Source organism: Gimesia chilikensis, from assembly GCF_007744075.1.
Classification (GTDB): Bacteria; Planctomycetota; Planctomycetia; order Planctomycetales; family Planctomycetaceae; genus Gimesia; species Gimesia chilikensis_A.
Genome location: NZ_CP036266.1, coordinates 434,211 through 448,192 on the forward strand (window position 1 = coordinate 434,211; position 13,982 = coordinate 448,192).

Annotated in this window: 10 protein-coding genes; 8 read left to right on the top strand and 2 right to left on the bottom strand. The window is 55.0% G+C overall.

Going from position 1 to position 13,982, the window contains the following annotated elements; translation table 11 throughout:
• Nucleotides 1-895: 895 nt before the first annotated feature.
• The gene (locus HG66A1_RS01745) at nucleotides 896-1,342 is read left to right on the top strand and encodes a Fur family transcriptional regulator (RefSeq protein WP_145180273.1); all 447 of its coding nucleotides are present in this window, start codon (nucleotides 896-898) and stop codon (nucleotides 1,340-1,342) included.
• 7 nt (nucleotides 1,343-1,349) lie between these two features.
• Here the strand turns inward: HG66A1_RS01745 and HG66A1_RS01750 are convergent, their stop codons facing one another.
• Complete coding sequence (locus HG66A1_RS01750) at nucleotides 1,350-2,501, bottom strand: ZIP family metal transporter (protein ID WP_145180275.1); 1,152 nt, start codon at nucleotides 2,499-2,501, stop codon at nucleotides 1,350-1,352.
• A gap of 558 nt (nucleotides 2,502-3,059) precedes the next feature.
• Here HG66A1_RS01750 and HG66A1_RS01755 point away from each other — a divergent pair.
• From HG66A1_RS01755 to HG66A1_RS01765, 3 genes are all read left to right on the top strand, one after another.
• The gene (locus HG66A1_RS01755) at nucleotides 3,060-4,655 is read left to right on the top strand and encodes a porin (protein WP_197996941.1); all 1,596 of its coding nucleotides are present in this window, start codon (nucleotides 3,060-3,062) and stop codon (nucleotides 4,653-4,655) included.
• Between the two features lie 61 nt (nucleotides 4,656-4,716).
• Nucleotides 4,717-5,181, top strand: a complete 465-nt coding sequence (locus HG66A1_RS01760; protein ID WP_145035980.1) for a hypothetical protein — start codon at nucleotides 4,717-4,719, stop codon at nucleotides 5,179-5,181.
• A gap of 237 nt (nucleotides 5,182-5,418) precedes the next feature.
• Nucleotides 5,419-6,885, top strand: coding sequence for a type I 3-dehydroquinate dehydratase (locus tag HG66A1_RS01765; RefSeq protein ID WP_145180279.1), 1,467 nt, complete (start codon nucleotides 5,419-5,421; stop codon nucleotides 6,883-6,885).
• Between the two features lie 19 nt (nucleotides 6,886-6,904).
• On the opposite strand, the gene HG66A1_RS01770 is transcribed toward HG66A1_RS01765, so the two are convergent.
• Nucleotides 6,905-9,103, bottom strand: a complete 2,199-nt coding sequence (locus HG66A1_RS01770) for a heavy metal translocating P-type ATPase (protein WP_197996942.1) — start codon at nucleotides 9,101-9,103, stop codon at nucleotides 6,905-6,907.
• A gap of 191 nt (nucleotides 9,104-9,294) precedes the next feature.
• Between HG66A1_RS01770 and HG66A1_RS01775 the strand changes: the two genes are divergently transcribed.
• From HG66A1_RS01775 to HG66A1_RS01790, 4 genes are all read left to right on the top strand, one after another.
• Nucleotides 9,295-10,392 (top strand): M24 family metallopeptidase, encoded by a 1,098-nt coding sequence (locus tag HG66A1_RS01775; protein WP_145180281.1) that lies wholly within the window; start codon nucleotides 9,295-9,297, stop codon nucleotides 10,390-10,392.
• A gap of 389 nt (nucleotides 10,393-10,781) precedes the next feature.
• Nucleotides 10,782-11,285 (top strand): acetyl-CoA carboxylase biotin carboxyl carrier protein, encoded by a 504-nt coding sequence (gene accB, locus HG66A1_RS01780; protein WP_145180282.1) that lies wholly within the window; start codon nucleotides 10,782-10,784, stop codon nucleotides 11,283-11,285.
• A gap of 75 nt (nucleotides 11,286-11,360) precedes the next feature.
• The gene (accC, locus tag HG66A1_RS01785) at nucleotides 11,361-12,698 is read left to right on the top strand and encodes an acetyl-CoA carboxylase biotin carboxylase subunit (protein WP_145180284.1); all 1,338 of its coding nucleotides are present in this window, start codon (nucleotides 11,361-11,363) and stop codon (nucleotides 12,696-12,698) included.
• 217 nt (nucleotides 12,699-12,915) lie between these two features.
• Nucleotides 12,916-13,950 (top strand): 6-phosphofructokinase, encoded by a 1,035-nt coding sequence (locus HG66A1_RS01790; protein ID WP_145035990.1) that lies wholly within the window; start codon nucleotides 12,916-12,918, stop codon nucleotides 13,948-13,950.
• The last annotated feature ends 32 nt before the right edge of the window (nucleotides 13,951-13,982 follow it).

A 13,982-nucleotide genomic window follows, 5' to 3' on the forward strand; every position in this document is an offset into this window, starting at 1 on the left:
GAGGGGGGCGGCTGTGTAGAATGCAGGCCGGTTTACGTTGTGAGCGGAATGGCGTTCGGCATTGACTCTCGATCAGCATCAACCTTTTTACCGGCGGCTGGTGCCTTGGCGCTCACGGTTGGTGGGTGGGCTGTGCTTTCCTTTGGGTGTTGATACCGGTGGTGTGTCGCCAGGCGGGCGAACGCATGGGTTCGCCCCTACGACAGACAGGGGGTTGGTTTCGCTGTTGAGCGGTTGTTCTGTGACCTCCTGTTGCCTGTGGCAATCCCGGATTTCATTCGGGGTTACCTATTTTCTTTACCGCGAAAGGCACGAAAATATTTTGTGCGAGGTCAGCACAGTCTGGCGAGCCGACTGTGGCACCCGTTGTGTAATTTGTTTTTTGAGAGGTTGTCATGTTGAGAACGAAATTCGTGAACCGAGACAGGGAGGCCAGGACAGAATTTTGTCCCGATGTGGCCGGATTTTGTCCTGGTGTGTCCAGGTTTTTGTCCCTGTGTGACCGGAGTTTGTCCTGGTCTGCCGTGAACAATATGTGGGAAACATTTTGCATGAGTTCTGTTTGCTCCAGTGAAAACCCGGTGAATAGCGGCGGGGATTCAGGTGCTGTTGCGTCAGTGGTGTCTGGTGTTCCGGTGCACGCTGACCTGCCTCGCGCGCGAGCCAGAGGGGAACAGCATACGATTCGGGAGGGGCGGTTCAAGGGGAGTTTGTGCAGTAAATACGGGTAAAATGAGCACCTGATTGCGGGGTTCATGTCAGGGGAAACGACAAATAAGTTCCTCAATCTCGTATTTCTGGTATATAATGGCTAAGATATTCGCTTCGAACCGAGAACTGTCTGAATCTTCACAACTGACATATATCGGCACTATGGGGTGCCTGGATCTGATTTATGAAACATCTGTCTCAAGCAGAAGAAATTGAGGAAATCCGCCAGCTGGTGCGGAAGAGTGGCCTGCGGAGTACGGCGGCCCGGATTACCGTGATCCAGTTTTTGCGGAAGGCGAAGTCTCCGCTGACGCACGCCGAGATTGCAGAAGATCTGACCCCCATGGGCTTTGATAAAGCGACCGTGTATCGCAACCTGATTGACCTGGCGGATGCAGGTCTGGTGAAACGGACCGAGCTGGGCGATCATGCCTGGCGGTTCGAATTACGGAACCCGGATGAGCCGGAAGATGCAGAGCATCCGCACTTTGTCTGTACGGAATGCGGCAGTGTTTCGTGCCTGCACGATGTGGATTTCAAGACTCCCAAGAACAAGCAGTGGGCGGCGGTCGGTAAAGTGACCGAGATCCTGCTTAAGGGAATCTGCAGCGAGTGTGAAGAGGAAGAGTGAGCGCTGGTCAGTGGTCGTGCTTGTGCTCGTGGGAATGCGAGTGACCGTCGTCTGATTCTTCCGCGTGCGAGCCGTGGTTGTGAACGTGTTCGGGTTCGAGAAAGCCGATGCCGTACGCGAGGGCGATGCCGAGCAGGAGTACGAACGAGAGTCGGAAGCGGTTATGCGAATGGAATTCCATTTCCGGCAGCAGGTCGCCCAGCGAGATACAGATAAAGACGCCCGCGGCGAAGGCCAGGGCACAGCCGATGATGATGTGCTGGTTATCGGAAAACTGCTGTACTCCGAGGAAGAAGAGCAGGGCACCGAGGGGGCACATCAACGCGAAGCCGATGTTGACGGCGTTTCTCCAGCCGGCAGACCAGCCACCCGCAGCCATCAGCGATGTGATCGAAACGGCATCTAGTGGTTTGTGTAGTGCGATCGCCAGAAAAGTTCCGAGGCCGAACAAAGAGAGAAAGACTTCGTGGTGTTGCTCGGCTATGATACTGGCGCCGAGAGCGAGCCCGTCGATCAGTGTGTGCAGGGCCAGGCCCAGGGCGATGCCGACCCAGCTCAAATGATGCGAGTGGGCATGCGTGTGCGAATGGACCGGCGCGTGCGCGTGATGCTGATCGCAGTCGTGATCGTGGTCATGGTCATGTGTGTGTCCTTCTTCTTCGAGTTCCACGGTACCGTGCTGGTGAAAGTGGAAGGTTCTCAGCAGGAAGAAGAGCGTGATGATGCCGGTCATCATCCACCAGACGGCGCGGTCAATCGATCCCATTTCGGCGACCGCGTGTGGCAGAAGATGAAAGACGCCGATGCCCAGCATAAGTCCGCCGACAAAACTGATGAGCGTTTCCATGCGGGTGTGTGTCAGTTTGACAAACGAGGGGAGCCAGCCTCCCATTAAGGACGAGAAGACAATCAGCGCGCAATAGATGCCAAGCAGTGTGTATGACCAGCCGGTGCCGTTGTCGGAAGCCGGTTCTGTCGTGGATTCCTCAGTGGCGGTGCTGGTCGTTTTTTCCGGGTGCGGGTGAGTGTGTTCGGCAGCCGCGGCCTGGGTGGGGCGCGAGGTGAAAAAGCCGGGCGCTACCAGGAAGGTGACCAGGGGAATCGTGAGCAGCAGAAAGGTCAACCGCACGTCGTTTTTGAGGTGTGACAGGGGTTTCATGGGATCAGAACAATCAGCATTGAGCGTGAACTTGAAGCGGACTTAGCGGGAATGGAATTCTCTATCGGCGTTCAAGTATTGTAATAGCAAATAAATTGCGATTGAATTTAGCTTTTACGATGAATCAAGACAAGAGCCGTCCCGTGTTGATTGGGGAAGTTTCTGAACTTCTGCACCGCGGGTCAGGGGTTGGGGAGGCGATTCGGAGCAGATCCCGCTGTACGGAGGGTTTTACCCCGGTTTGAGGCACTGTTTGCAGGCTCGAAGCAGCGTTTCCTTAAGTGGGTTTATTAAAGGGATGTGCGACTCCACTAAAGATAAGTGCAGTTATTGCCTCACTTTACCCTGTTAAACTCTTCCGGTTAGGGGTTCTGTTCGGAGTGTTCCTGGGGTGCGGCCAATTGTGAAGCGTCTTAACAGTTTCTTAATATTTGCTTCAAAAAAGATCCGCCGATAAGCGAATACAGGATCACGTTGTTTTTACAGGCATGTGGAAATACGGATTAATTAGTAAAACCGCCTGGTAAGGAAGCCGGGCCTTGAACATCAGGGATGAAGATGCGCACATTCATTAAGACTGCAGGTTTCCTGCTCTTACTGGGGACACTGTTTCGTACAACCAGTGTCTTTGCGGAAGATGCTCGAATCGATTCTGCTCAACTGGAGCGCCTGCTGGACCGTTTAGAAGCAGCGGAACAGCGGATCCAGGAGCTGGAGCAGAAGAAGGAAGAGCCTAAGCAGCAGACACCACCGCCCGCCCCGACTTCCCGGATGGCGCCTCCTCCTCAGCTGGAAGCAGCAAGTGGGGGACTGGACGATTCCGAGCAGCTATTGATCAACAACTTCTACGATGAAGCGGGAGACAACGCTCTGGAGAGCCGCCTGTCGACTCTGGAAGAGGACTGGAAAAAGTTCTCCGAATCAGAGCAGGCCAAGAAAGCCGAAGATGCCGCCAAGCCGACTACCTTGAAAGTCTTTGGTCGTATTCACCTGGATGGCTGGAACTTCTCTAACAGCACTCCGGGGATCGACTCCTTTAATGATCCGACCGACCCGACCGATCCACAGAACCGTGTTGGATTCCGTCGTGTGCGTATCGGGGTGTCTGGTAAAATCAAAGACAACATGCTCTACAAATTCGAGTATGACTTCGCCGATCCTGGTGACCCCGCGTTCAAAGACGTTTACATGGGATGGGACGACCTGCCGGTCTTTCAGACACTGTTGATTGGTAACCAGAAGCGTCCGCTGGGTATGGACCACCTTAACAGTAGTCGTTACAACTGGTTCATGGAACGTCCGCTGGTGATCGAAGCGTTCAACCAGGATGCACGTCGTCTGGGGATTTGTGCCTACGGCGTTTCGGATGATGAGACCTGGAACTGGCGTTACGGTATCTTCAACCTGGAAGATATCTCGAAAGACGGGGCGTACATTGGCGACGCAGGTCAGTATTCGATCAACGGTCGTTTTGCCGGTACTCCCTGGTACGATGAAACCTCGGGTGGTCGCGGTTACCTGCACCTGGCTGTCGCCGACATGTGGGCCAAGCCGGATGGCGATCCGAGTGCGACCGCTTCGAACAACAACGAAGCCCGTTTCCGGACCCGTCCTGAAGCCCGTACCAGCAGCCGCTGGATTGACACCGGTGCGATTGCAGGAGCCGAATGGTTCAACACACTGGGCTTCGAAGCGATGTTGAACATCGGATCTTTCGGGGTCGTCAGCGAATACCAGGTGACTCATGTGGGCCGCGGTTCGCAGGGATCTCAGCTGACGTTTGAAGGTGCTTATGTCGAGGCTGGTTACTTCCTGACTGGCGAATATCAGCCGATCGACCGCAAGTCTGGAACCATTGGCCGTGTCAAGCCGCTGGAGAACTTCTTCCTGGTTCGTACTTGTGACGACGAAATCGGTGGTGGCTGGGGTGCGTGGCAGGTTGTGGCCCGTTACTCCTACCTGGACCTGTCTAACGGAAATATCACCGGTGGTGATGAAACCAACTTCACCTTTGGTATGAACTGGTGGTGGAACTCTCACTCACGTGTGCAGTTCAACTACATCCATGCTCAGATTGATGACCGTGGTCCGATCAACGGATATACCGGCGGTCGATCCGACATCTTCGGTGCCCGGTTTATGGTGGACTTCTAAGCCAGGTTCCAACTCAGCGACTATCAATATTTGAAAATTAAAATCTCAGGAAGTGAGAATTATGAAATATTTAGCAATCGTTGTGCTGGCAGTCACGGTCAGCCTGTCGGGGGGAACTCAGAGTTCAGCCGGAAACGGCGCCCCCTGTTGCGACAAAGCAAACGGTGCGTGCGGCAGCTGCAACAGCTGTAACAGTTGTTCTCAGGGTTGTAAGACCTGTCGGCTGTACGTCGAAACGCTAAAAGTGAAGAAGCATTGTTTCTTTACTGAATGCAAAGATATCTGTATTCCACCCGTGCGGTTTCCCTGGCAGAAGTGCTGCGACCTGAAGTGCGGTAAGGTCAAGACCGTGCGTGTGCTGAAAAAGCACGAATACAAGTGTGATAAATGCGGATACAAGTGGACGGTGGAAGATCTCTGCGGGAACTGCAACAGTGGTGCCTGCGAGGCCATGCCTCCCGCTCCTGCGAAGTCAGCCCAGGCGCAGCCTCCGCTGGCACCAGCGACTTCAATCAGAAAACGGTAATCTGATTGGGTGAACAGGTTCCGTTTCTGACGAGGCCTGTGACAATGAAGTCAGATCAATACGCCTCCTCGGTCTCAGTACGCGAGGAGGCGTTTATCTGTTGGCGGGCCAGCTTGATGGAAAATGATTTCATGCGATCTTTGATGCTTTCAATCAGGGCCAGTTCTGGCATAATTAAAGAGCGTCAGCCTGGTGCCGCTCAGATGTTCTTTCCCTTCCTGATTGTTGAGTGACAGCATGATCTGTATTTCTGTAACTCCCGAATCCCGTAACTTTGCCAAGGTCGATATCCTGAATGCAGCCGCACAGTGCGACCTGGTAGAACTCTGCCTGGACCGGTTGATTAAGACGCCCGATATCGGCGATCTGATCTCAGGTTTCGAAGTGCCGATTCTGGTTTCCTGTCGGCATTCCGAGGAAGGGGGGCAGTTCAAAGGCACGGAAGCGGAGCGGGTTCAGCTGCTCAAGCAGGCGATCATCGCCGAGCCGGAATACATTGAGCTGGACCTGGAAACAGCGCGACAGATTCCCCGCTTCGGCAAGACCAAACGGGTTATCACTTACACGAGTCTGAAAAAGCCGCTGTCACAGGTCGATGATATTTTCGACGAAATAGAAGACGCGAAAGCCGACGTGATCAAGTTTACCTGGCCGACGCCGACACTGCAGACCGCGTGGCCTCTACTGGCGGCGATCAGTCAGAAGCGAGAGATTCCCGTCGTCGGACTGGGACTGGGGGCAGCGGGGATTACGTTTTCTCTGCTGGGCACGAAATACGGTTCTCCCTGGATATACGCGGCCCTGGAAAAGGGGATGGAAGTTTTCGAGGGACAGCCGACGGTCGCGGAGCTCAGCGAAGTGTTTCATTGTCAGCGTATCTCGGCCAAGACCCGTTTCATTGGTGTGGCGGGGCTGGGAGTGACAGAACGGCGGACAATTGAGGTCATCAATAAAGCCTCTGAAACACTGGGGCTGGATTATGTCTGTCTGCCGCTGGTGATCAACGACTTCAAGCAGGTGCATAAGATGCTGGGGATTCTCAAAATCCGTTCGCTGGTAGTCAGTCCGCGTATGGGAGAATTCATTTTGCCTCTGGCCGAACATCTGGAAGAGTCCTCACAGAAGACCGGTTATGGGGATCTGCAACTGAATCAGCCGGATGGCTGGCATGCTTACGATACCGTTCGACGGAGTGCGATCCGGAGCCTGGAGACAACGCTCGGAGCAAGCACTGATGGAGACAGTTCTGTCTTTCAGCGGAAGAACATTCTGGTACTGGGACAGGGCGGACTGACGAAGGCCATCGTCTACAGTCTGACGCAACTCGGTGCTGTGGTAAGTGTCACTTCACCCAACGATCGTGCGGCGCAGGGAATCGCGAAGACGTTTGATGTGCGGTATGTGCCGTTTGCAACGATCTATGACACGCTGTGTGACATCGTGATTCAGACCGATCCTGAATTGCAGCTGGGACCCGGCAAGTTGAATTTCAATCCCTCCTATCTCCGCGAGACCATGACGGTGATGGATATCAGTCATCTGCCCGAGGAGACAGAGTTGATCCGTGAGGCGGAGAACCGGGGCTGTGAAGTGGTGTCGGTGGATGAAGTCTATCGTCGGCAGTTGAATCAGATTTTCAAGGCGATTACCGGCCAGGAAATTCCGGACGAGATCTTCACCAGCCGCAGTGAATACACGCGGTGAGGCGGGTTGCCTCGTCGCGTTAGTTTGCCTGGTTGCGGTTGGCAGCTGGGAGCTTGAGTAGACGCAGGCCGTTGAAAATCACGAGCAGTGAAGCACCCATGTCGGCGGCGATCGCAGCCCAGAGAGAGGCGTGATTGACGGCCATCAGGATCACGAACAGAACTTTAATGCTCAACGCGAAGATGATGTTTTGACGGATGATATTCAGCGTGCGGCGTGAATGATGAATCAGCCAGGGGATTCGAGTCAGGTCGTCAGTCATCAAGGCGATATCAGCCGATTCAATGGCGACGTCACTACCTGCGGCCCCCATGGCGATCCCCAGGCTCGAACGTCCCATGGCGGGCGCATCGTTAACGCCGTCACCAACCATGGCGACATGTTCGTATTCATTGACGAGGGACTCAATGACGGTGAGCTTGTCTGCCGGAAGCAGCTCTGCATGCACCTGATCCAGACCGACCTCCCGGGCGACGGCTTGCGCGGTGCCCTGGTTGTCACCCGTCAGCATGACCAGTTGCTCAATCCCCGCGGCGTGCAGATCGCGAATGACGGTCGCAGAGGTGTCACGCACGCGGTCTGCCAGCGCGATGAAGCCACAGACGTGTGTGTCGTTTCCGACCACGACGACGGTCTGTCCGCTGGTCGAGAGTTCCTCCAGCTGCTGATGCACTTCGGCTGTTTCCTCTTTGCGTTCTTCCAGGTAACGATGTGAGCCGAGCCAGAAATTTCTGCCGTTGAGTGTAGCGGTAGCCCCTTTGCCCTGGATGATCTGATAGTCGTCCGCGGGCTGATAAGCGACGTTCCGCTCAGTGGCCGCTTCCAGGATAGCCAGGGCGAGGGGGTGGTTGCTGTGTGCTTCCAGGGCCGCAGCGCGTTCGAGCAGTTCGGCTTCGGTGTGTCCATTCAGGGGAACGATTTTTGTGACGACCGGCTTCCCCTGCGTGAGCGTTCCCGTTTTATCCAGAGCCAGAGCGCGGAGTCGGGAAGGCGTTTCCACGAAAACGCCTCCTTTGATGAGTACGCCGTTACGGGCGGCAGCAGCCAGCGCCGCGACGATACTGACGGGTGTCGAGATAACCAGGGCACACGGGCAGGCGATGACCAGCAGGACCAGGACGCGATACATGGCATTGTGCCAGCTGACCTGCAGGAGTAATGGCAGGCTCACCAGCACCAGCAGTGCGAGCACCATGACGATGGGTGTGTAGATCCGGGCGAATTTCTCGACCCAGAGTTCGGAGGGAGACCGCTTCGACTGGGCTTCCCCCACCATGCGAATAATCTGGGCGAGGACAGTGTCCTCAGCCGGCTTAGTGCTTTTCGCTTCCAGCAGACCATCGCCGTTGATCGTGCCGGCGTAAATTTCGTCGTCCGCCTGTTTGCCGACGGGCACCGATTCGCCGGTGATCGGCGCCTGGTTAACGTCACTGATCCCCTTGATGACGGTGCCATCCAGCGGAATCTTTTCGCCGGGACGAATCAGAAACACGGTGCCGACCGAGACGGTTTCTGCGGCAACGGTGATTTCATTCCCTTCCGCATCCCGGACGCGGGCGATGGGCGCGGACAGGTCCATCAGAGCAGCGACCGCTTTGCGGGCGCGACCCACGCTCCAGGCTTCGAGCAGTTGTGAGAACGAAAACAGGAACGCAACCGCGGCCGCTTCGAACCACTCGTCGATGAACAAGGCTCCCAGTACCGCGACGCACATCAACAGGTTCATGTCGGGACGCAGACGCTTTAAGGCAAACCAGGCTTTGGGTAGCACGAACCAGATACCGCTCAGCATGGCTGCCAGGTACTGGATGCGCACAGGCAACGGCATGAAACCTCCCACGGCTTCTTCCGCGCCGAGTGCCGCAGCGAAGCTGCCCGCCAGAATGACGTGGGTCACGAATGCGGAGACCAGCATGATGCCACTCACGCTGGTCAGCAGGGTTCTGCCGTGACGCTTCCAGAAGGAGGCCGAGGCCTTTTTTTTGTCGGGCTCCCAGGGTTCAGCCTGCATGCCGGTCTCACGGACGGCGGCAATGATGGCTTCGCCGGTAACGGGTTCCGCATTGAGGGTGACCGTCATCCTGCGATTGAGGATATCGAAAAACAGGTGATCTTCGCCTCCCACCAGAGGAGAGAGCTCCCGCTTGAGGATCGTGACTTCCTCGGCGCAATCCATATCCTGTATCTTGAAGATGAGCTCGGTTGATTCCTGTTTCATGCAGCGGGACATTCAGAATGAAGGGATGTAGGAAGATCTGATTCTGTTGTTTCAATCATAGCACTTGAGGAATGCAAACAAAAACTTCGGTTTTTTTTCTTCGCAAAATTCCTGAAAAGGGATAAGATCCTGCTCAGATATAAGGAATAACAGGACCCCGATTCAAACAGCCGCTGTATGGAAGGACGACAATGAGTAAGGACTATCTGGGCGCCAGGCAGAAAAAACTGATTTCACAGATCAAGCGGATCGGGGCCGAGGCCTTGCTGGTGACCAGTGAGACGAATGTTACGTATTTAACCGGTTTCAGCGGTGATTCCAGTTATCTGCTGATTGGCAAAGATCAGACTGTCCTGATCAGTGATGGACGATATACCACGCAGCTGGAAGAGGAATGCCCGGGACTGGATGTCCACATTCGCAAGCCGACCGAATCGATGATCGTGGCCCTGGAGCAGGTACTGAAAAAGTCGCATCTGACCAAAGTGGGACTGGAAAGCCATGTAGTGACCTGCGATCTGCTGGACGCATTGACCGGAATTACACCGGCTATCCAGTGGAACCCGGTTTCGAATGTGGTGGAAGAACTGCGGATGGTCAAAGATGCCTCCGAGATCCAGGAGATCCGCGAAGCCGTCGATCAGGCGCAGCGCGGCTTTGAAGTCTTTCGTGCCCTGCTGACCAATGAGATGACCGAACTGCAGGGAGCGCACGAACTGGAACATGCGATGCGGCGGTTTGGTGCGCGACAGGCGGCCTTCGATCCGATCGTGGCTGTAGGCGAGCGATCGGCTCTGCCGCATGCGATCCCCACGGAGAAGCTGATTGGCGAATCTCCGTTTTTGCTGGTGGACTGGGGGGCGATGACACAGAAAGGGTATCGCAGCGACCTGACCCGCATGATTATCCGAGATCGGGCTCCCTCGAAACTGAAGAAGGTCTACAATACGGTGCTGCAGGCTCAGCTGGCCGCGATTAAAGCAATTAAGCCTGGGGTGCTCTGTAAAGACGTCGACCAGGTCGCGCGGAAAGTCATCAACAAGGCCGGCTTCGGCAAACAGTTCACGCACAGCCTGGGACACGGCATCGGTCTGGACATTCACGAAGGCCCTCGACTGGGGGGCAATGTCGAGACCGAACTCAAGCCGGGGATGATTGTTACGGTGGAACCGGGCATCTATCTGCCGGGCTGGGGGGGCGTCCGCATTGAGGATGATGTGCTGGTGACCCGGAGCGGACATGAGGTCTTGACCAGTGTTCCCAAGGATTATGAGTCGGCGCTGGTTTGATTTTGCGAGAAGCCTATTACAATGTACATGGGCAGGCAGGCCTGCGATCCATTTTCGAGTGGCGTCAGAAGTTCTCTGATCGTAATAAGTAAGAAAAACTGACGTAAGTCTCTTATTTAAAAGGGTTATGGATGTTGAGGCTCTGCCTGATTTTATTGCAGAAACTTCCCGGTTGCGCTTGGTATTCTCGGGGGTTTTGGCTTAGAATCTCTCCCAACACAAGTCAGACAGGGTAGATAGTGCGCGCAATCAGTGAATGCGATCCTTTCCCGGCATCAATTTGATTCTTCAAGAAACCGGAACGCACCGCTGGCAGCAGTGAGCGTTGAATGCCCTCATTACAGCAGGCAAAGCACGTGCAGCTTGAGAATATGAAATAAGGTAGGTCAATGGCAAAGAACGAGGTGCCGAAAGGCGAGCCTTTCGATTTGGAAAAACTTCAGACACTGTTTGAAATGATGGAAAAGCACGGATTGACGGAAGTCAATCTGAAGCGGGGCGAAGAAACCTGGAAGCTGCGTCGCGGTCCCCAGGAAACCATTTCCATGGTTCCTGCAACGCACGCTGTTCCTCAAGCGGTTCCGCAACCCGTTGCAGCGGCTCCTGCCGCTCCGGCGCCGGCACCTCAGGAAGCAGCTCCTGCTGCTGATTCGGGTCCTGCCATCAAGAGCCCGACCGTGGGGACATTTTATTCCTCACCCAGTCCCGATGATCCACCGTTCGTCAGTGTAGGATCCAAAGTCAGCGCTGATACGATTGTCTGCATTGTCGAGGCGATGAAGGTCTTCAATCAGATTCCCGCCGAGCTCAACGGTACCATCAGCGAGGTTCTGGTCAAAGATGGTGAAGCGGTCGAATTCGGCCAGCCGCTGTTCAGAATCAGCCAGGGCTGAGGCCTGTTGTCGTACCATTGTCGCCGGTCGCGATCGGAATGTCAGATGTAGGATCCTTTTACCAAGTCAAAACATATGTTTCAGAGAATACTGGTTGCCAACCGAGGAGAAATCGCACTGCGGGTGATTCGTGCCTGTCGTGAGATGGGCATTGAGACAGTCGCGGTCTTCAGTGAAGCAGATCGTGGTGCTCACTACCTCTCACTGGCTGACGAAGCCTACTGTATCGGACCTGCTGCAGCGACCGACAGTTACCTGATGATCAACCGGATTATCAGTGCTGCTGAAATCGGTAACGTGCAGGCGATTCACCCCGGCTACGGGTTCCTGGCAGAAAACGCGCATTTTGCGGAAGTCTGTCGGAGCTGTAATATCGAATTCATCGGACCTCCCCACGAAGCAATGGCACAGCTGGGCGATAAAGTCTCGGCCCGTGAAATTGCCAAGAATGCCAACGTACCTGTTTCACCGGGTACCGAAGGTCTGGTCACCGACGAAGCTGAAGCCCTGAGGGTGGCCCAGGAGATTGGTTATCCCGTTTTGATCAAAGCTACCGCCGGCGGTGGTGGTAAAGGGATGCGAGTCGCCCGGAATGACATTTCGCTGAAAGCCGGTCTGAAAGCAGCCGCTGCTGAAGCGGAAGCCGCTTTCAAAAACGCCGGCGTTTACATTGAGAAATACATCGAGAATCCACGGCACGTGGAAGTCCAGATCCTCGCGGACAATCATGGCACGGTACTCCACCTCTGGGAGCGGGACTGCAGTCTGCAGCGTCGTCACCAGAAGCTGGTGGAAGAGAGCCCGGCTCCGAACCTGCCTCAGTCGGTTCGCGAAGAAATCTGTAAAGCGGCCTGCCGCCTGATCGAAGAAGCCGGTTATACCAATGCTGGTACGGTCGAATTCCTGGTAGGGCCGGATAACCAGTTCTACTTCATCGAAGTCAATGCCCGTATTCAGGTGGAACATCCTGTCAGCGAAGAGGTGACGGGCCTCGACCTGATCAAGCAGCAGATCCGTGTTGCGGCAGGCGAAAAACTGGAGCTGAAACAGAAGAACGTTCCCTGTAATGGCTCCGCGATTGAACTGCGTATCAATGCCGAAGACCCCGACAACGATTTCCGGGGTTCGCCGGGTAAGATCACCAAACTGCGCGTTCCATCAGGTCCCGGGGTGCGGTTTGATTCGCATATCTATGAGGGCTATACCGTCGGCCCTTATTATGACTCCCTGATTGGCAAGCTGATCGTGCATCGGCCGACACGCGAGGAGTCACTGGCGTGTATGCGTCGATGTCTGGATGAGTTCGTCATTGAAGGGATTAAAACGACAATTCCTCTGGCGAAGAAGATCTTCAATCATTCGGCCTTTATTGAAGGTAAAGTCGATACCACGTTCATCGAACGTACCTGGTAATCGCCGGCCGGTTGAAGTTGATGATCACGGATGGTTCTGTATTGTGACAGGCTCGTGGAAACTGCGTTCGCGGTTCTGCAGAGAGAGTCCCCTGGTGTCAGAACGAATCTGGAGATCAGACCGAAGTTCGCTCATCTCTAGTTGTGGTATGGTACATTTTTGAGCCTCAGTCGCTGACCGGAGGCCTTACTTTTACGAACAGATAACAGGAAGAATAATGAGAGTTGGTATTTTAACTGGTGGTGGTGACTGTCCTGGTTTGAACCCGGTAATCCGCGGTGCCGTCCGCGTGATCTGCAATGCTGGTGGCGAAGTCTACGGCCTGCTGGAAGGCTGGCGGGGCGCCATTGAAGGCAACTACATCGAACTGAATTCGGAAAACACTGACGACATCATTTTCAAAGGGGGAACCATCCTCGGTTCTTCCCGTACGAACCCTTACAAAAACGAAGCGGAAGATGTTCCTAAAGTACGCGAAACCTTCGAGCGTCTGGGCCTCGACTGCCTGATCGCCATCGGTGGTGATGACACTCTCGGCGTCGCGAACAAACTGTGGAACGATTACAAGCTGCCCGTGATCGGCTGTCCCAAGACAATCGACAACGACTTGAGCTCCACCGATGTAACCTTCGGTTTTGACACTTCCATCAACATCGTCATGGAAGCCGTTGACCGTCTGCGGACTACAGCCGAATCGCACCGCCGGATCATGGTTGTCGAAACCATGGGGCGTCACGCAGGCTGGATCGCGCTGTTCTCCGGGCTGGCAACCGCCGCCGATTACACGCTGGTTCCCGAAGTGCCCATCGAAATGGATCGCATGGTCGACGTTCTGAAAAAACGTCGCGCTAACGGCAAGATGTACGGCATCATCATCGTCAGCGAAGGTGCACAATTCAACGAAGAAGAAGGCGTTGTCACCCAGGATGGTGAAGTCGACGACTTCGGTCACGTCAAGCTGGGCGGCATTGGTGAAACCGTTGCCAAGATGATCGAAGACCGGACCGGTTTCGAAACCCGTCACGTGACCCTCGGTCACCTGCAGCGTGGTGGTTCTCCCAGTGCAGCAGACCGCGTACTCGGAACCCGTTGCGGCGTTCACGCCGGCTGGCTCGCGCTGAAGCATCACTTCGGTTACATGGTGGCTCTGCGGGGTACTTCCATCGTTCCCGTTGCTCTGGCTGACGCTGTGGGTGAGATGCGTGCCCTCGAGAAGAACTTCCTCGAAGAAGCAGAAGTCTTCCTGCAATAGTCGCCCCGTTCGATCAAACGAATTAAAGCTAA

Excerpts from the sequence above, each read along its gene's own strand:
- HG66A1_RS01760 (WP_145035980.1), top strand. The coding sequence starts at position 4,717 with ATGAAATATTTAGCAATCGTTGTGCTGGCAGTCACGGTCAGCCTGTCG.
- HG66A1_RS01750 (WP_145180275.1), bottom strand. The coding sequence starts at position 2,501 with ATGAAACCCCTGTCACACCTCAAAAACGACGTGCGGTTGACCTTTCTG.
- HG66A1_RS01775 (WP_145180281.1), top strand. The coding sequence starts at position 9,295 with ATGAGTAAGGACTATCTGGGCGCCAGGCAGAAAAAACTGATTTCACAG.
- accB (WP_145180282.1), top strand. The coding sequence starts at position 10,782 with ATGGCAAAGAACGAGGTGCCGAAAGGCGAGCCTTTCGATTTGGAAAAA.
- HG66A1_RS01770 (WP_197996942.1), bottom strand. The coding sequence starts at position 9,103 with ATGAAACAGGAATCAACCGAGCTCATCTTCAAGATACAGGATATGGAT.
- HG66A1_RS01755 (WP_197996941.1), top strand. The coding sequence starts at position 3,060 with ATGCGCACATTCATTAAGACTGCAGGTTTCCTGCTCTTACTGGGGACA.
- HG66A1_RS01765 (WP_145180279.1), top strand. The coding sequence starts at position 5,419 with ATGATCTGTATTTCTGTAACTCCCGAATCCCGTAACTTTGCCAAGGTC.
- accC (WP_145180284.1), top strand. The coding sequence starts at position 11,361 with ATGTTTCAGAGAATACTGGTTGCCAACCGAGGAGAAATCGCACTGCGG.
- HG66A1_RS01790 (WP_145035990.1), top strand. The coding sequence starts at position 12,916 with ATGAGAGTTGGTATTTTAACTGGTGGTGGTGACTGTCCTGGTTTGAAC.
- HG66A1_RS01745 (WP_145180273.1), top strand. The coding sequence starts at position 896 with ATGAAACATCTGTCTCAAGCAGAAGAAATTGAGGAAATCCGCCAGCTG.